At 46.3% G+C, this 18,525-nt stretch carries 15 protein-coding genes and 1 CRISPR repeat array; of the genes, 4 read left to right on the top strand and 11 right to left on the bottom strand.

All coding sequences use genetic code 11. The features are described from left to right. The first annotated feature begins 1,288 nt into the window (after positions 1 to 1,288). The 4 genes from N7974_RS16990 (at position 1,289) to N7974_RS16975 (ending at position 2,751) form a co-directional block, all read left to right on the top strand. A complete protein-coding gene (locus N7974_RS16990) occupies positions 1,289 to 1,768 on the top strand; it encodes a hypothetical protein (RefSeq protein ID WP_262966769.1) in 480 nt (159 codons plus the stop codon). 28 nt (positions 1,769 to 1,796) lie between these two features. After that, positions 1,797 to 1,976, top strand: a complete 180-nt coding sequence (locus tag N7974_RS16985; RefSeq protein ID WP_262966768.1) for a hypothetical protein — start codon at positions 1,797 to 1,799, stop codon at positions 1,974 to 1,976. Between the two features lie 166 nt (positions 1,977 to 2,142). After that, a complete protein-coding gene (locus tag N7974_RS16980; protein ID WP_262966767.1) occupies positions 2,143 to 2,391 on the top strand; it encodes a hypothetical protein in 249 nt (82 codons plus the stop codon). A 21-nt stretch (positions 2,392 to 2,412) separates the two neighbouring features. Further along, positions 2,413 to 2,751 carry a hypothetical protein gene (locus tag N7974_RS16975; protein WP_262966766.1) on the top strand — a complete coding sequence of 113 codons (339 nt, stop codon included), beginning with the start codon at positions 2,413 to 2,415 and terminating at the stop codon, positions 2,749 to 2,751. Positions 2,752 to 2,763: 12 nt separating this feature from the next. On the opposite strand, the gene N7974_RS16970 is transcribed toward N7974_RS16975, so the two are convergent. From N7974_RS16970 to N7974_RS16920, 11 genes are all read right to left on the bottom strand, one after another. Continuing rightward, positions 2,764 to 2,892, bottom strand: a complete 129-nt coding sequence (locus N7974_RS16970) for a hypothetical protein (RefSeq protein ID WP_262966765.1) — start codon at positions 2,890 to 2,892, stop codon at positions 2,764 to 2,766. A gap of 19 nt (positions 2,893 to 2,911) precedes the next feature. Further along, the gene (cas6, locus tag N7974_RS16965; protein WP_262966764.1) at positions 2,912 to 3,880 is read right to left on the bottom strand and encodes a CRISPR system precrRNA processing endoribonuclease RAMP protein Cas6; all 969 of its coding nucleotides are present in this window, start codon (positions 3,878 to 3,880) and stop codon (positions 2,912 to 2,914) included. A gap of 208 nt (positions 3,881 to 4,088) precedes the next feature. Beyond that, positions 4,089 to 5,742: direct repeats of the CRISPR family, unit length 36 nt; unit sequence GTTTCTAGCCCTTTTCTATATCAGGTCTCGTATATC. Between the two features lie 149 nt (positions 5,743 to 5,891). Beyond that, complete coding sequence (gene cas2, locus N7974_RS16960; RefSeq protein WP_262966763.1) at positions 5,892 to 6,173, bottom strand: CRISPR-associated endonuclease Cas2; 282 nt, start codon at positions 6,171 to 6,173, stop codon at positions 5,892 to 5,894. A 26-nt stretch (positions 6,174 to 6,199) separates the two neighbouring features. Next, positions 6,200 to 6,487 (bottom strand): CRISPR-associated endonuclease Cas2, encoded by a 288-nt coding sequence (gene cas2 / locus N7974_RS16955; RefSeq protein ID WP_262966762.1) that lies wholly within the window; start codon positions 6,485 to 6,487, stop codon positions 6,200 to 6,202. Beyond that, positions 6,484 to 8,565 (bottom strand): CRISPR-associated endonuclease Cas1, encoded by a 2,082-nt coding sequence (gene cas1 / locus N7974_RS16950; RefSeq protein ID WP_262966761.1) that lies wholly within the window; start codon positions 8,563 to 8,565, stop codon positions 6,484 to 6,486. Before cas1 ends, cas2 (N7974_RS16955) begins: the two co-directional genes overlap by 4 nt. Before the next feature lie 25 nt (positions 8,566 to 8,590). Beyond that, positions 8,591 to 10,819: a TIGR03986 family type III CRISPR-associated RAMP protein gene (locus N7974_RS16945; protein ID WP_262966760.1), complete on the bottom strand. Its 2,229-nt coding sequence runs from the start codon at positions 10,817 to 10,819 to the stop codon at positions 8,591 to 8,593. Beyond that, on the bottom strand, positions 10,812 to 11,333 hold the full coding sequence (locus N7974_RS16940) for a hypothetical protein (protein WP_262966759.1): 522 nt from the start codon (positions 11,331 to 11,333) through the stop codon (positions 10,812 to 10,814). Before N7974_RS16940 ends, N7974_RS16945 begins: the two co-directional genes overlap by 8 nt. After that, the gene (locus tag N7974_RS16935; protein ID WP_262966758.1) at positions 11,330 to 12,736 is read right to left on the bottom strand and encodes an RAMP superfamily CRISPR-associated protein; all 1,407 of its coding nucleotides are present in this window, start codon (positions 12,734 to 12,736) and stop codon (positions 11,330 to 11,332) included. Before N7974_RS16935 ends, N7974_RS16940 begins: the two co-directional genes overlap by 4 nt. Further along, entirely contained in the window at positions 12,733 to 14,772 is a 2,040-nt protein-coding gene (locus tag N7974_RS16930) for an RAMP superfamily CRISPR-associated protein (RefSeq protein ID WP_262966757.1), read from the bottom strand. Before N7974_RS16930 ends, N7974_RS16935 begins: the two co-directional genes overlap by 4 nt. Next, positions 14,769 to 16,358 carry a Cas10/Cmr2 second palm domain-containing protein gene (locus tag N7974_RS16925; RefSeq protein WP_262966756.1) on the bottom strand — a complete coding sequence of 530 codons (1,590 nt, stop codon included), beginning with the start codon at positions 16,356 to 16,358 and terminating at the stop codon, positions 14,769 to 14,771. Before N7974_RS16925 ends, N7974_RS16930 begins: the two co-directional genes overlap by 4 nt. Then, positions 16,355 to 18,040: a hypothetical protein gene (locus tag N7974_RS16920; RefSeq protein WP_262966755.1), complete on the bottom strand. Its 1,686-nt coding sequence runs from the start codon at positions 18,038 to 18,040 to the stop codon at positions 16,355 to 16,357. Before N7974_RS16920 ends, N7974_RS16925 begins: the two co-directional genes overlap by 4 nt. Positions 18,041 to 18,525: the final 485 nt, after the last annotated feature.

Below are 18,525 nucleotides of genomic sequence, written 5' to 3'. Positions count from 1 at the left end.
GCTATGATTTCGTTCATGGTCAGTTTGGGTGCGAATGCTCTGTTAGAAGCGGTATTCTACCTTCTCTGACCTTTCTCTTTCCTTCGATATCTATAAATTACTCATGCCAATTGGCGAAGGTATTGTTTGTTAATTGCTTATATAAATTGACAACCTGAATCAGCCCTATTGTTATCAAGGCTTAGTTGCCAGTCATTACCCGCTATTTGCCCTTTCCGAATAATCACTCATAACTTGTACCTTCCGATCAAAACCATACAACCAGGAGAACACCATGTTTTTATTTTTATTACCACTTGTCGAAATAATCGGCACCGTCATCGCTTATACCGTCATCGACGACCTGCTGAACGATAAAGATTAAACCATTTACAGACCAAGCCACAGGAACTGACCATGAAAACCATCATCGCACCACAGTACCCCGCTGACGACACTTTAGCCAGATTGCTACGTATTATTATTAAATATTGATTAATCACTCTGAACAGGAGAAAGTCATGTAAATCTTAACGCCAGCCAAGCCGTTTGTTCGACCTGTTTTTGTTAATTGCTTATATAAATTGACAGCCTGAATCAGCCCTATTGTTATCAAGGGTTAGTTCCCGGTCATTACCCGCTGTTTGCCGCCTCCCGAATAATCACTCGTAACTTATACCTTCCGATCAAAATCATACATCCAGGAGAACACCATGTTTTTATTTTTATTACCACTTGTCGAAATCATCGGCACCACCATCGCTTATAACGTCCTCGACGACCTGTTGAACGACAAAAATTAAACCATTTACAGACCAAACCACAGGAACTGACCATGAAAACCTTCATCGCACCAGAGTCCCCCGCTGACGACACTTTAGCCAGATTGCTACGTATTATTATTAAATATTGATTAATCACTTTGAACAGGAGAAAGTCATGTAATGCTTAACGCCCGCCCCTTTACTTAAACTATTTATTGGAGAGTTGGCTCAACCGTTGTCGTCCACATTACAGAATACATTATCAGCAGCCAAGCCGTTTGTTCGACCTATTTTTGTTAATTGCTTGTATAAATCGATACCACACTACTTCACGAGGAAAAAACCATGCTTCTATTAATTCCATTTATCACCATCATTGCCGAAACTTTAGCTACAGGTGCAGCAGCTGGCGTAAGCCTTGCACTTGGCAAGCGCCTTATCCGCTAATCTTTCTCGCAGGACAATTCCCCTGCCTCACCTCGCCGGGAGAAGCCGCCCGGCATATTTCTTTACATCACCGGCATTATTTTTAGGAAATTATAACCATGAACATTTCACAAGCAATTCAAGAATTTGAATCTATCAATGTCCAGACCGTCGGTGCACGTTTTGCCGAGGTGGCAGAGAATTTATGGGAACGAGACTTGCCGTTAGAGATTATTACCCGCCTAAACGAAGTATGGCGCCAGATACTGCTTGTTGGCGGCCGTATTATTCCTTTGGGTAAACTGATAGTCCTGAAAATTTGGGATTTTATCCTTGCTAACCCTGGTCTGGCACTGGGCATCGTGTTGGGTGCGGCGATAGGTGCACTGGTTAATTTGGTTCCACTACTGGGTGCCTGGCTCTCTCCTTGGACTATTAGCCTGGGAGCATTAGTTGGAGCCGCTCGGGGCCATCACCTGGATCGTCTTAACACCGGAGAACCGGCAACTCACGATACATTTCAAAACTTGCTGGCGGCTGCGCAACGCGTTTTTAGCCTGCTGGCGGATATTATTCGCTGTCTGCATATATCAGCTTGATCTTACAACCCATCTTTAGGAGATACTCATGAAAACATACCATCATTCATCGTACAGTGAAAGCCTGCAAAAGCAGGCCAATGGCATAGGCCAAGGCGCTGATGTCTCAACCGCTTACATGGCAACCCGAGTCGGCACAACCAATCTGCCAGACATTTCCTTGCCGTCTCATCATTGCATAATTGTTTTAGATTACGGATTTCATTAACCCAAATTACAAGTCAGCAAACCATCGTACTTATTTCGTCGCGCTTTTCCAGTCTCTCCAGTTCCGCCAGCGCGGCGCTTTTTCCGTTGAGTCGATAAACATAAAACATCCTGTTTTTGTTACTTACCAAACACAACTAAAGCCATTTACTTCGGAGACATACTTCATGAGCCTAGCCCTAGCCGCCATCCCTAACCGTGATATACGCCAATTGCTGAATAACTTTCTGCCTGCTCTCGAACTGGAATATGGCGGCAAACATTTCAAGGCGCGCCATCCCGTAACACGCGATTATGTAACCATTCCCGGTACGCCGTCCGATCACCGAGCCTGCAAGAATCTGCGCTCGCAATTACAAAAGCTGATTGCCACCGGCAAAGGCTTTATTGCCACAAAAAAAGGCGACAGTAAATAAAGTAATTTTTTGGAGATTTCCATGAATACGGCTAAACATTCCTCTTATACCCAAAACCTGAAACACAATGATAAAACGGGAATGCTTGGTAAAGTAATGGCAATGGGTACCGGCGTTGGAACCGGTTATTTGGTAGCACCTGTTGCTGCAAATTTGGCGGGTGCAACCACGCTGTTGGGGTCTGCCTCGCTGGCTAATGTGCTGGGCGGGCTTCTGGTATTGACTACGCCGGCAGGCTGGATCGTTGGCGGCATTATCCTTGGGAGAAGCGTGGGACTCGCTGTTTTCAGACTGTCGCACAGCGGTGGTATCAATGATGAGCGCCGGCAACAGTTGCTGGACGACAGCCAAAATAGCTAAAGACTGTCGCCATTATTTATTGTTTACCAGACAATTCATGATTACGCTGTCAACGGTTTGTGTAAAAGTCATCATTCTATCTTCTGCCGTCACCGCTGAGGCGCTTATCAGATATTTTTCAGCGCTATGGATACTATCCATACTTATCAGCTTACCGCATTCAAGCCTCGCCTATGGCGGGGCTTTTCTCGTTATTTTGCAAATGAATACGACCCAAGCCAAAACCTGTACCCTTGCCAACATGTGTCCACTGCGCCACATAAAGCAAAGGCCACAATTCAACCAAAGAGCCCGATATCACCACCTTTCCCAGCAAGCCTCCCATTTGCATGGTTGTTTTTTGGCGCGATGAAAAACGCGTCCAGTCCTGCCAGTGCAAATCCTTCTCCACAAGTGTCACCTCCCCGGCTCGTCGCCATTTCCCGGAATCAGCCTCCAAACCCATTCCTCCATGCGCTTTTGCCAGTAAAATGACACGACGCACCAGCGCATTCAAAAAAATTTCAATATCAAATTCTCTCGGCCCGACCAGATCGTTATAGCGTTTAAGCCTTAACGGTGTCAGCAACTCAATGGTGAGTGTATCCAGTGCATCCGGCACTGATGGAATCGTAAGCAGACCATTGCCGGTTAAGTACCAGCCCTGCTTATCACTATAAACACAGGTCGCCGGAAGGCAATCTACCCCTTCCAGCGACCAGACTGCTGTCAGTCGGCAGGTTACCCGATCAGGGCCTATGCCTTTTGCCAAACCGTTTCGCCAGGCTTGTACAATTAATGGCAAATGCTTTTGCGCTTGACCCAACACCACAAAATCCACCCATAAAGGCGTATCAGCAGGCACAATGGATGGCATGTCAAGATCGGGTTCTGCCAGCCAGGCACCAGGTGCACGCCCGCCTTTTTCCCATGCCAACAAAGAACCAGGCGTTTCAAACAGCGAGGGATATGCGCAACGTGATATTTCAGGACAAGCACTGCAGGCATCGGCGCGAGTCACACAAACCAGCTCCCAAAATGCCTTGCTAAAGATACCGCGCCACATTGAACCGGTGTAGGCTGATAAATGCAAGGTTTTTTCAGGGAAAAATTCGATACGCCAGCGGGTAACGGGAAAGTTGGAAAACATAATTGGCTGCCTTATTGCAGATGGATGGCCTTTCGGTTTTACACCCTCACTGAAATGACTTAGAAAATTATTTACCCCCTCTTGTGCTTGAGCTTAATAATTCGTCCAGTCATTTGCAGGGTGATTGTCTACGGCAATTTATTTGTAGGATTGACCAATATCAGGTCTCGTATATCGGAAGTGGATAAGGATTTATCACTTACGTAGTGTTTCTGGCCCTTTTCTATATCAGGTCTCGTATATCACAGCTACCGTAGACATTATCCCTAAAAGGTTTCTAGCCCTTTTCTATATCAGGTCTCGTATATCGTATTATCGTCAATGTACCCTCTGGAGAACGTAAGTTTCTAGCCCTTTTCTATATCAGGTCTCGTATATCTAAAACTGGAGAAGCATTATATGGCAGCCATACCGTTTCTAGCCCTTTTCTATATCAGGTCTCGTATATCAGACATGGCATGTTTCATAATTAAAAACGTAGCGTTTCTAGCCCTTTTCTATATCAGGTCTCGTATATCAATCACTCAAAACCAGTAACGAACCAATAATGTTTCTAGCCCTTTTCTATATCAGGTCTCGTATATCGTGTCAATTGCACTTCTGCTAGCCTTAATTGTTTCTAGCCCTTTTCTATATCAGGTCTCGTATATCTACTATGTTGAAGGTAGAAAAAAGAGAATAGTTTCTAGCCCTTTTCTATATCAGGTCTCGTATATCCTTTTATTATTTGAAAGAGATAACAGAATCAAAGTTTCTAGCCCTTTTCTATATCAGGTCTCGTATATCGACAGCTGGCAGCATTGATCAAATGCTGGGGTTTCTAGCCCTTTTCTATATCAGGTCTCGTATATCATTCAGAGCTAACCTGTATGACCAAGAGTGTAACGTTTCTAGCCCTTTTCTATATCAGGTCTCGTATATCAAAATCAAATTTTAATTATCCGCGGGAAGTTTCTAGCCCTTTTCTATATCAGGTCTCGTATATCCGGCAACAGAATTTTATCGGCAATACGCAATAGTTTCTAGCCCTTTTCTATATCAGGTCTCGTATATCTGTTACTTCTACGAAAATGCTCCTAGGGTAGAGTTTCTAGCCCTTTTCTATATCAGGTCTCGTATATCGCAGGACGCCATTGAAGACCGGTTTAATGACGTTTCTAGCCCTTTTCTATATCAGGTCTCGTATATCCATTAATCCAGGCACAGCACGGCCTATTATTGTTTCTAGCCCTTTTCTATATCAGGTCTCGTATATCAAATGTAATAGCACATTCTTTATTTCCATTATGTTTCTAGCCCTTTTCTATATCAGGTCTCGTATATCAAATGAAATGTTAAGGGAGATAGAGGAAGAGTTTCTAGCCCTTTTCTATATCAGGTCTCGTATATCTAAAAGGGTTAAATTATGAGTACGGCGTGTTTCTAGCCCTTTTCTATATCAGGTCTCGTATATCCTTCATTAAAGCCCAAGGTGACAATACCAGAAGCGTTTCTAGCCCTTTTCTATATCAGGTCTCGTATATCTAACAACTAAAATTTTCTTTCCTAAATTAATAGTTTCTAGCCCTTTTCTATATCAGGTCTCGTATATCATTGCAACATAGAAATAATCAGAACGCGAGAGTTTCTAGCCCTTTTCTATATCAGGTCTCGTATATCAAAAATAGAAAAAAGAGAATTTGCAAAAAACAGAGTTTCTAGCCCTTTTCTATATCAGGTCTCGTATATCGCTTCTAAATTTTTAGTACAATTACCTTTTGTTTCTAGCCCTTTTCTATATCAGGTCTCGTATATCAGATATTGAAATGAGAATTGATAATCACAAAGTTTCTAGCCCTTTTCTATATCAGGTCTCGTATATCTCTGCCTTCTGCAACTGGCGGCACATCTGGTTTACACAGCCTATTTTTTGCCGAGACAACCGCGGCAGGTAGCCATTGCTCCTCAAAACACCTCCTTTACCATAAAAAACCAATCAAATCATTATGTTGCCGACTATTTATTAAAATAGTCAGATTATAATGTACGAAAACTCCTGTACAGAGACGGTTTGCCCTAAAAAATACCGATCACCGGCATCCTTGCCGCACAGCGAGTATACACGAACGGTGTCGGTTAGTGGATTCATAATTGTTTCCATTTTATGCGATAAGCGTCTCATACCCGGTATGTCGGTATACACTTCAAACAGACTTTCCTGCACACGCTTGCCGTACCCTTCCAATAAATGCGCAATCTCGGAACGACGGCGGTTATCGACGATGTCATAACAAATCAACCTTAAAGTGCGCATCAATTACTGGACATAAGGGACAACGGTTAAAAAAGATAATAATCAGCAGCTTGGGCACGATCAACACCCACACCGATTCGCAGAATATTTTCTTCACACCAGGCGCATGCCGGGTAAAAACGGATACTATCAGTCAGGGGATCAATATGCTGCGCCAGATCGGCTTTAAGGTTGACCAGACGTCCTGGCGTCAGTATGCCCTCGAACACGCTGCGCGCCACCGGCACGGCGTCTTGCCGCAAACGTTTTACCACCCTATAACGCCGTCGTTGGCTGGAAACATCAAACGCAATTACCCATAACCGGCTGCTCATAGGGACAAGGGCTCCCAAACAGTTACCTGACCTTCGAGAAACCTTGCCAGTTGGGCGACATCTTGAGCCATCAGACGGCGATAATCCTGATGAAGATTGGCCGGCATACTGTTAAATTTTTCTTCCAGTGCGTGAATAAGAATGCGCTTGGTGCCGGTGCTCATCAAACAGGGCAATGCCTCATCTTCATCGGAGACAAAGTCATCGGGTCTAATCCTGTGCCTAAAAATCAGGCTAAGCACCACGGCATCAACAATCGGCGCCCGATAAGGCTCGATAAAATCGGATGCCAAGGCCAAATGACCTTCCTTGAGCGCATGCAAAAAGGCAAAAGCCGGATCGAGTCCGCGCCGTTGAATAAGGGTCGCACCGTTTCCGTACAGTACCGCATAGCCATAAGACAGCAGCGCATTGACCGGATCAACAGGCGGGTGGGAGATTCGCGCGCCAAATGTCCATTCGACTGGCAAGATCTTACGCATCAAGCTAAAATAAACGCGAGCACTGGCACCTTCGTAACCCCTTAATTCATCGAGTGTAGCGGCATGCCGGGCAGATTTTTGCAAGGCATTTAATTGCAAAAGTCCTTCTTCGCCGTTGGTCGCCAGATGGTGACGCAGGTAACGGGCAATAACATGGCGACTGTTGTTTATCTTGGCGTTGATAATGCTTTTTGCCAGTTGCAGACAAATCGCCGCATCGAAACTGGCCTGGTACTGGCAACGGCGTAAGCTGACTGCATCGGCAGCGGCATTTGCCAGGCTGGCAACAACTTTGTTGCGAACGTCGACGATATGCAAACCCACACCCTGCTCGGCGCAAAGCGTAAGCGAAGGACTGGTAAGCGTGCAGGAACCGAGCGCCATTACCTGGTCAATGGTTTGAACAGGAATGTCCTGTAAGGCGATGCCTTTTGACGATACAGTTAACCTGTCGTTGCTGCGCCCCAGCAATAAACCCGGTGTAAGCAGGTACAAAGTGCGTAAATGCGGTGTATCGGTAACAACTTCAGCTTCGTGTCCGTCTGGCACTAACGTTTCCGGCGGATGTTGAGGTGCTTCCGGCAAGGCTGGCGCCTGCCGATGTGAGACAATGGCACTGGCATGCGGTGTTGGCGCTACACGACCGGCATCGACTTTAAATGCTGCCACCGGTGCAGGTATAAGACAGGTGCCGGTATCCGGTTTGTGTGGGGTCATGCTGTCGCCGTCGAAGTGCATACCCAAAAAAACAAAGCCCTCATCGAAACTGGTTAGTCGGGTCTTATCCGGATTAAGCCGTAATTTGAGCTGAGCCAGTTCGTTTTCGGTCAGGGCATGTGCGTCTTCCAAGCCTTCTTGATCACGACACAGCACGAGAAAATCGTCAGCGTAGCGGATAATTCGCCGTCCTTGTCCCTCCAATCGCCGATCCAGTTCATTGAGGTAAAGGTTGGATAACAACGGAGAAAGCGGCGAGCCTTGCGGCAAGCCACGCTCATTTGGGGTTAGGGTTTTGTCGGCTTGCTGAACGGGCGCTTGTAGCCAGGCAGATACCAACGCCACGATGCCTTCATCACGACAGGCTTCTTTAAGCTTGCCGAGCATTAACGGCCAGTCAATGGCCCCGAAAAAGTCCTCAATGTCGGCATGAATCACCCAACGGTAGCCATCGCTGTGCAGGTCTGCAATGGCCGCTATCGCCATGCGGGTGGATCGCCCCGGACGGTAGGCAAAACTGCCCTCATGAAAAGTGGGTTCAATAAGCGGACGCAAAACATCAGCCACGGCGGTTTGCAAGATCCGATCACGCATATTGATTACACTATACCGGCGAGGTGGCTTGCCATCGTCACTCGATATAATGCCTTCTCGCCGCGCTCCGGGTACATAACTGCCGGTCTGCACCTGCAAACGCAGTTGCCCTAAATGGTAAAAGAGTTTTTTGGCAAAGTGGGCGACACTGATGCCATCCACACCGGGGCGCCCGTTGTTTTTCTGGACATGCTCCCAGGCATGGACTAATGCAGGGTCGCCGATGGCTACGGTGACCAGCGGCGAACAAAGTTTTACAGCCAAGGGTTTGATTTTGTCAGTCATAATATCGCTGTTTCAGGAAGGATTATCAGGCTTTTCTGCGATCTTTGCTGTATTGCTTACGAATATCGGTATGGTAATTGAAAATGGTGAGTTCTTTTTTATTATCAGGAGCAGTTGGGTAAGCAAGCTTTTCACCTTGATAACGCAATACTTCCAGCCATGTCTTGATAGTATTGCCTGACAATTTCGAACGAGCCGCTTTGAGCCATAGCGCCAAATCGGCTTCTGGATCGATTACCGGCTGGCCCTCAAGTTGCACTGCGTCAATAGTGATACTTACACTACCCAATCCGAGAGGTCGGCCATAACCCAGTTTAAGGGCGTAATCATCGGTTTTGAGATTGTCTTTTAATCGATGCGGATTGAGTGCAACAATCAAAGCGCCTAGTTCCCAGTCACGTAGCCGAGCAAAGCGCAGGGTGAAACGAAATGTACTGTCGGGTGCACTGACATAGCGGGCTAAGGTTGACAGGTTACCGTTACGTATTACGTCATCAGACTCTTCATAACAGCTTGCATCTGATGCAGCTTTGGGTTGGTGACGATACCATTTGCGACCGGCTAGCTCACCAACTGGTTGATCGGTTAAATCACCGTAAGTTTTCATCAGACCGATTTTTGGCTGCTTTAGATAATGCTCAACTGCGCTAGCCTTGGGTTGGCCGAGGATTTTGAGAAATACCCAGTTTTTGTTATCCTCATTAAGAAAACGGGGTTTGTCTTCGGGTATTACTTCTATTGCATGGTTGATAGCGATACGTCCGGCCAGTTTGTCAATAGCCTCCTTATTTCCATCCAACAAGCGTTTACCTTTGTTGTATTCTTTGGAATCGCCAACGAAGCCAAACAGCAGATGAGCGCCAGTCAGTTTGCCTTCCTGCTCCTTAGCTGCCGCATCCAGTTCCGGACGTAAGGCTCTTTGGCTTGGATCAATGGCATTGACGTAACGAATGCTGTCACGATAAGCCCAGCGATAACGGAAGTGATGCCCCATAGACACTATTTTTTCCGGCTGACCATTATTAAGTTCAACTTCGACATAGATGAGTTGGTTGATTTGCAAAGCAGTCGAGGCTTCGATAGCTTTTGCAACATTGCCATTAAAGTGTTTATGCAATGGGGAGGCCAGATGCCCCTCTTTATCGTCGGCTAGTACCTTTTGGGTTTTCTGGTAGGCGTGATAAATAGGGATGGGTATAGTTAGCTGGGTGGCGTCACAAATATTTGTTTCAGAAACCAACGCCATATAATGTGTCGTCCCGCTACTGTTAAATGCAAGGGCAAATTTACCCTCCCCGTCAATTCCACCAGAGTATTTGAAAATGGTATGATCTTGTTCAAGGTCTAAAATTACTTTGTTTTTTCCAACAATATGAGATTTATCTACATTGTTGTTTCTGTCTATCTTCCAGTCGGCATTATTAATTTGTCTAATGCTAGTTCCTGGTGTTAACAATCTTTCTACATCATTTCTGCAAAAAATTGCACTTTGTGCATTCGGCAGTACCTTTACCTTTATTTGGTCTCCGTTAATATCAGTAACGATCGCTGGACGCGCTGCATATTTCTCTTTCACATCCTGTTTATTGAAATCCAGATTTGGCCGGTAAGTATAGTGGTGTTCTTTCACTCTATCCATTGGTGCATCAAGCAAAGCCGCCAGATGATTGCGCAACATTCCTTTCAGGCTGCTGCCTGGCAGAACCACCCTGTCATCCGGTAGACGTAGCGGCTCCATAATGGCTTTCTCCAAATCAAGATTGTCCTTGGGTGCCGGTAGTTCGTCAGACTTGGCATCCTTGACTTTAAAGCTTTGATTGCCCACCAGCAAGGGCGTCAGTGCCGTCAGTGTGCAGCACAGTTCGCCGCTGTAGGTTTTTTCCTCACTACTGCCATCGTGCCAGACCGGCGTATCCTTGACAGTGCTGGCTAAATCAATGGGCAAGAAAGTGTAGGGATTTTTTTTCGGAATACCAACTGGATTTAACTGAGTATGTAGTTTGTTAGGTATCGGTTTAGGTATATTCACCTGAGAAATTGTGAAAGGCTTATACCTGTCTATTTTCGATACTCCTTTTTCTTTTTTGATGGTGACCTCTAACTCGACATCTTTAATCGCCGTAATACCTGCACGCTTTAACTCATTGACTGTCTTTCTAAGTTCTGTACTCTCGCCATCAACATCACAGTAAGCGAAGTCTTGTCCTTGAACTTTTTCGATTCTGGCGATACGTGCTTTTTTCCATTCAGACATGGCTGTTTGCTCCTTTGGTGGCTGCAAGAGTAAGACGCCAGGCCAATACCCGGCCTTGATGACGGTATTCGATAGCGGTGACGTTGGGATTGTCTGGCAAGTCGATATTCTTCAAACCAAAGCGTTCCTTATCGCGTAAGGTCAACAAGGTTTGTGCTTGCCTGATGACCTGTTTGCCAGTTGACGTATCCTCTCCAGAAACTTCACTGAGCGTAACCTCGGCACAGTTTGCCGAATCAATCGCCAATAAATGCACGGCATGATCCGCCCAGAACAGCCGCGCTTCACAAAGCACCAGATCGTCCGGCCAGACAGGCATTCCTTCTGCCAGAGGGGTAAAGCCGGGATGTCGTCCTGCGCGTAATTGTCCTTCGTGTTGATAAAAGCAAATGCCGGGCTCAGCCCAGGCCAGTTGCGGCGGCATTTCGATGCATAACTGGCGTATTCGCTGGTTTAGGTTGCAGGCGTAGGTTTGACGCTTTTGCTCAATATAGATGTTTGGTAAATTACTCATATAGCGACTCCACTGCGACGGGGTTCTTCAAAATGCCAGCTTACCCAGCCGTGGCCGCGCCATTGGCCGCCACCGATGGCGATGTCACCGCGTTCGGCAAGTTCCTTAAGCTTATCAAGTAGCGGTTGAAATTGGAGTTCATCGGCTGCCGAGGTTTCCAGCACCAGGCATCCGGTAAATTTGGCGTCTATCAATGCTAATCGATCAAATTTTGATGAGCTGTAAGCACCAGCGGTAAATTCATCTTCGGCATGAAGCTGAAACCAGGCCGCCTGCCAGTTATCATCGACTAGCTCGGCATCACTAATCAGTAGGGCTGACGCGTAGGTGGTTTTATTTTTATCCTTGTCGTGTGATTTTTCTTCAAGGGCGCCGAAAAATCGGCGTAATGTCTCACCCTCCTGTTCCCAATGTCCGTTTGCACGGTAATAACGTTCCAGTGCGTGACGTAAGGGACCTCGCAACGCCGAACCGGGAATAAATGGTCGGCGTTTACCTTCTATATGAGTCATAACCAAGGCAAAATCGGGATCGAACAATTCGGCACGTTGTTCCGGTTTTAAACTGCTTGGCGCAAGATAATGTTGATCCTGCCAACTCGCCATGACTTCGCTTTCCGCATGACCACCGATGGACAGTGAATCCAACCCGTAGCCGTTATCTCGAGACCCCACCGTAATTGAAAAAGGGATTTCCAGAGTAACTACCTTAGGTTTGTCAATGAAGGTATAGTCTATCGTCTCAACTGTACCGAACCGTTTCGCCAACTCAGCCACGTAAGTCGGATAATTGTTGCTGCGCTCGGCATTCGGCCAGGCATCAATATGCTCTAATATGTTGGCAGACAGCCGCACTGTCTGGAGATCGTCCAGTTGCATCCAGCCCATACCTCGTGCAACTTCGCGCCCGATATAACAACGCCCGGCCTGCCATTCGTGCAAGGCTCGCCAGGCAATGGCTTCTGCCTGTTCACCATCTGCACCTGAACTATTCACTTCCAGCAGAAAAGGCCAGCAGATACCCGCTGGTAATACTTCCAGATTGAACAGACCTGTTTCCATGGCTGCGCCTGTTTTGGGATCAATACAGACATGCTGGCGAATTTCAGGGCTCGGCTTACCTTCGGGGTGACTGGTAAAGCTGCGCCAGCGCGACGGTGGCGGTATTGGTTTTTTATTTTGCTGGTCAACTTCGCCTGAAATGAATTCGGGCACGTCTTCCAAGCGACGGGCGGTAGCAATCAAGGCACCTGCGAGAGTCTGCCCTCGCAGGGTAAAACGTTGTTGTCCATCGCGACACAACGGTGCATCGGTTACTGATGGCAAGTCGCGTCCACCCACGGACAAGGCTGTCGTTTGTCGTAAGATACCGGTAAACAGGGTACGGTAGGCGGTAGTGGTCATATTGTTGGCTCCTGTTCGGTGGACTCTTTGGTACGGGGCTTCAGCCAGCGCACTAGAGCTATTAAGCATTGCAACTGGCGGTCTTTATTGTCTTTTAGAAAGCCCTGATTAAACGCTTCCTCAATCTCTTTAATAGGGAAATTTTTCCAGGCTTTACCACCCTGTTTTGATGTTGCTGTTTTAATGCTCTCCAATATTTCTAACGGCGCTTTACCGCCTTCGGCCATGCCTCGTAGCCAACCTAACTGGCTGTGGCTGGGCCTGTTATTAACGTTCAAGTTATTAGCTAACTCGCGAGAGAGTGATAACAGTATTTCTTCGTCGTTGGTGATGATGGCCGGTGGTGCTTCATCTGGCGGGGGAAGAGTTCCGGCAAAAGGCTCGAAATTAATCATAAACCGACCATAACCTTCTGCTGTGCGCTCACCCAACGCTTGTTTGGCGGTAAGATCGGCAGCAAGTCTGGCGCTTCCTGTTCCGTCTATTTTAAAATCAGAGCCTCGCCGCAAGGCAATAGCTGGCACCCTTCGCAAACCGGTCAGCGCATTGAAACCGTGAACCTGAGTGCTTTCGCAATACTTGGCGTTTAATGTCCATTGGTCGCACCCCGGATAATCGCTTGGATTTTTTCCTGCAGCGGTTATCAGCGTAGTAATATCCGGATGCACGACAAAAGCCAGCATTTCATCACGCAGTATTGTGTCGCTCATTAAAGTCAGTCGCCAGTGATCAGTGGTAATTGCCTGTTGATCCGGGTCAAGCCAGAGCGCTTGCATCACTCGGACAGGACGCCCTTCCCGCCCGATACGTAGCCAGGCATCCTGGCAAAGAAGACCGTCGCAAACTTCAGCGAAAGCTTGTGCGCTTGCCACATCATTAAACTGTAGAACACTGATGAACCGGGTCTTTTCGGCAATTTCTTCATGGGAGAAAAGACCAGGCTTGCTATCGCTGTCACGCATTTTCAAATTTTCCAAATTGACGCGCATGCGTACTTCAATGCTTGGCGTATAGCGTTGCCACGAGGTTTTTGCATCGGGGCGATAAAGAAATTGGCGAGCACCAGGGCGTTTGAGCTTTGGCGCGTCTTGGGATTTATTTAAACCGTCGTAGGTTTTATCGTTATTTGAAATAACAAAATCTACCGTATGTTCAGTCTTAGCCCACCACGGACGTTGAGTTTTTTGTTCACCAGGCTTTGGCGTTTCCATCGACAGGGGAATGGGGATGACTTCGGCGGTTTTCAGGTTGTTGTTGGCTGACATGGGTAGAGGTAATGCATCACCAACGGAAATGGCACCGGACAGCCACTGATTGGCGATTTGCATTTGATTACATTGCAACGCATATTGCACCAAAGCACCTTTCAGGATTTGTCCACGAATGAAGCCTTCTGTTGCCAGCAGATTGCCGGGGTGGCCGCTATTGGGCAGTAACAAAGGCTCAATAGCAGCTAACACCAAGCGCAGTCTTGGCTGAGTTTGGGAGGGTTGGCCTTGCAGGCGGCGTGATGTGTTTTCAAAAGGTTCAAGAGCACACTGCACCAAACCATTGCCTCGGTTGCGATGACCGCCGAAACGATCGGTGCGTTGTATCAGGCGCTTTAATAAAGCATCGTAAATTACATCGGCCAGTTCTATTTCGCCGACGAAAATAAGGCCTGCAGGACAGTGTTCGATGACACGTAACGTATCTTCCTGCGGTAAGCGCGACCCAGGTTGGCGAGCGGTTGATGTCCATATCGGGCAGTCGGCTATTTGTTGAGTATCTTTGGCATACAGGGAAGTCAACGTCATGCTACCACGCTCACTACCGCTTACACCAAACAGTGCGTTAATTTGTTCATTGTCGCAGCCTTTTAATTCACAATACAGCTCGGCAGTTTCACGTAAGACACCTTTAAGATGACTGGCCCTGATTACCGGATATCCTTGTGCATCGCGATCGATGTAGGCATCGGTATTACCGGCGCCGGTACCGGAACCAAAGTGTGCATCTTCTATTAAAGTAACGGTCAATCGGTAACGCTTTTTCATTGGGATTTCCTGTTGCCGAGATGTTGCAGTTCGGTGAGTTCGATCAGATCGAACAAGGGAGTGCTGTAATAACCGTCATGTTCGTCCCACGCAACTTCAATACCCGCTTTTAACAAAGCGTTCCGATTGTCTTGAATGAGATTGTCAAATGCCAGCTCGCCATGCAATCGCCCTTTTTCGTATTCGCCACGCAAACCGCGCAAGGCTGAACGGGCGGCACCTTCCAGCTTCGATAGCGGTTCAACGGCATCAAGTAGCCCTGCCAGACTGGTTAAGTCAGCTGTGTCTTTCGGCAAAACCTGGTAAGGTCGCTGATTGAGTATTAAGGTCTCGACGGAATCATTTATCCTATAAGTAATAAAATCGGCTTTACCGCGCGTTGCTGCCAAAGCGCTGAAGTTAGATTGAGACACTACCTGCCAGTCGATAACAGAGACCTCTTCACCCTTAATTTGTCCATGTGCCAAGCGCTTGGCGGAACTGGCAAGTTCTTCTGCCAATTCGTTTAATCGGTAGAAGGGATAACCGGCCTTGGCGATAGCAACTCCCAGTCCAAGCGTCAATTTCTGACCATCTACCAAGTGGTATTTTTTAATGCTTAGACAAAGCTGTCGGCAAAAGTCCAGCGCCAGATCAGCTCGACATACCATAACCAGATCGTCTCCGCCCAGCATTAATGGTTGATAAAGCCGTTTTTGGGTACTTCCTGAATCATTGAACGTGATCTTTATAGCCTCTACAACCGCTTTTCGAACCACTACACGCATACTATGGAAGAATTTCTCGCCATGCGCTTCCTTGAGTAGCTCATCCTTACCCTGAAACTGATTTTTCCATTCCTTATACCGATTGCCTATGCTGTTGCCATCGGCATGAATCAGCGCCAGATAGCCGCCATCGACAAGGTCGTTGAGGTCATCAGGATTGTTTTTCTGATTAAGACCCAACTGATTGTTTAATAACCCGATGATGTCTCGTGTTTTTCCTTGATAAAATTTGTCGCCGTTTTGCTCACGTAATTGTGCACTTTTACTCAGGTATTTTTTATCCTTATGCTTGTTGTTATTTGCTGTCGCAGGCCCTTGACCAGTCGCTGTGCAGATTTGCAATACCGGAATATCGAGGATAGCTTCAATAGTCAGTATGTTAGATACCTGCTTATCGTCCTCTGCTTTCTCTCCGAACTTTCTTTTACGTAATTCGAACAATACGCCAGGCAATTCGTTAGATATTAAAGCTTCGGCGCTTTTCATAAATTCATCGGCTTTTTCATCTGTCCCGAATAATGCAGAAAAATGACCGCCATCGCGTGCCAAAATACCTTGGCTGTAGGCATACGCCGGATCATCCTTAAGGTCTTTTCTATTTTCAATAGGTTGGCGGCTTAAATCATTTAGTGGATCATCTGGATAAGCTTCGAAGCCAAAATCGCCTTGCTGCCCAAGAGACAAAGGGCGTGCGAGCTCAGCCAGTTTTACTCGCATAACCTCGCCTACCAGTGCATTGGCGCCAAGCATGGCTTTTAATTGTGGCACTTGAAATAAAAAAGTCTGGATACGTTTAAGCTCTACGTCCACCTGTATCATGAAATGTCCTCCTGTATTGTGGTTTCTTCGGAATATGAAAGGGTAGCGTAACGATGATCATTCATATATCTAATGAGCGCCCCTATCAAATCCTGATAAAGAAACTGCACTTTTTGGCCTGTCAGTTTAGTTAATGCTCCCGCAACATGTGGTGTTGCCAGAAAGCATTGCCCGGTTCTAAGTGATTGATGGGTCAAATCCGGATCTCGCCAGACATTACGGTCATGAAAGAGCTGGCGTGCTTTAACGACATCGTCTTCGCTGAGACAACTGTGGGTATGAAGATTGCGCAAACGCCGCTGTTCGCTGAAATTTCCGCTTGGAAACAGAATACGATTAATGTGTACCCACCCGCCGCCACCAACTATCGTGTCAATTGCCTGACACCAAGTTTCTGAAGCCGCTTCAAGATTGAACCTAAACCGTCCATATACTTCTTGCTTGTTATAGGCAGGCTTACCTCTGCCTAAAGGTTGAGTTTCTAAAATAGAGATAATTGATCGTGGCAAATCGATTTTTATTTCGCCAGGAGGTTCGTCATCAATGCTGCCATCAATCAACCATTTCTCGATACCATCCTTAAGTAATGCTTCAAAAAAAGTAAATACATGAGTAATGGCTTCGGTAACACGACCACTGGCAATGGAACTTTCGGTGCGTAAAGCAGGGAGAATAGACAGATAATTTAAATCACGTAAGGCGGCTAGTTCAGGAAAGGGGTTGCCCTGCACAGGTTCACCACGTATAAACTGTGAAGCTTGACGAAGCGGATTTAACCAGTCAAGCTCACGCGGGTCGGAAGCCAGGTGTTGAACCGCAGTAGCTGCGCCAACAATATCCCCTTTGAGCAGCATTTGGCGAGCAATAAACCGAGACTGACAGGAAACCTGCACGGAAATTTGGGCGGCATCCATGGTATCGGGTTGTTGTGTTTCCGACTCATGAATGACCAGTGTTTTACCGGGAAAGTGATAGCGAGTTATAGCGACTAAGGGATCTTTGAAACGAGGCAAACCACCAGAATCAATCAACACTACCGATGGTTGTTTGATGCCTGTTTGAATAAGTAACGATTTGGCCTTATTTAATACGTCATCTATACGTTGTATAGCTCGCAGGTTAATTTGATCTCCCGTCCCTGGTTCACATTGATCCTCTCCATCGCGCAAAAAATCCATCCACAGCGAGGTTTGAACAGCAACTTGTTGTTTATGATCAAGTGTTAAATTACATTGTTCAGCGAGCCAGTGTGCCATTAACGGACCAGCCGCGATAGGCTCTTTTTTAACCATATCAATAAGAGATGACGGTGCCTTTAAAGGGTCGCGGCAAGTCTGTAATATGATGGCTAAGGCAACTCGCTGTTTATCGAGGCTAATACGCTCTAAGGGCATCTCCAGTTTTGGCAAGCTAATTTTTATGCTGTCTGATTGCAAGTCAAGTAAGGTTTTCAGCCTTTCAGTATCTGCAAATAGTTGAGGCCGACGCTCGTTTTTTTCGTTGTCTTTAGCACTAAAAAATTCAATATTGTCCAAATTATCATAGAGAAGCTGGTGTATATCCCGCCCAACTGGCTCATAAATCATTCCCTCGAATAGCATTTTCAAATCTGATCGTCCCGCAGTTACGATCAGGATAATATCTCTAATTGTAGTGTCATCGGAAGGTAAAGAAGCAGTCATAAGTAATCATGTTGTTGACGGTTTAGGTAAGAAGCTGCGCGAGCATGAAATACTGCTTCATTGATATGATGGAAATAACATTGATCCATAAGCTCAGTAAATTCCATGGAATACTGATTTAAATGACCAGTTTCCCACATTGCACCTTGAACCCATAGTAAATATGGTATCGCGTACATTTAAACAATCGACAGATAACGAAGAAACTTAAATGCTACACCTGAAAAAGTCTGGTTGTTTGTAACCGAAATGGTAGTCAATGACAATATGTCACGAACCAATGTGATTTGGTCTGATACTGTCAATCCGATTACGGTTGACCCTCTGGTTTGATCAAGAAAAGAAATGTCATCCTTACCGTTACTAAAAAAGCATTCGGTATCGTGGATAGTAATAAATTATTGCCGCTTATATTTTAAGCGGACAATTTTTCGGTTTTTGAAGCCGTCAAAAATCATAAAATACGGATTTATATGTATATAAAA

The sequence above is a fragment of the Methylobacter psychrophilus genome (assembly GCF_025583945.1).
GTDB lineage: Bacteria > Pseudomonadota > Gammaproteobacteria > Methylococcales > Methylomonadaceae > Methylobacter_C > Methylobacter_C psychrophilus.
The sequence above is the reverse complement of the archived record's forward strand: the minus strand, read 5'-3'. Positions and strand labels throughout refer to the sequence as shown.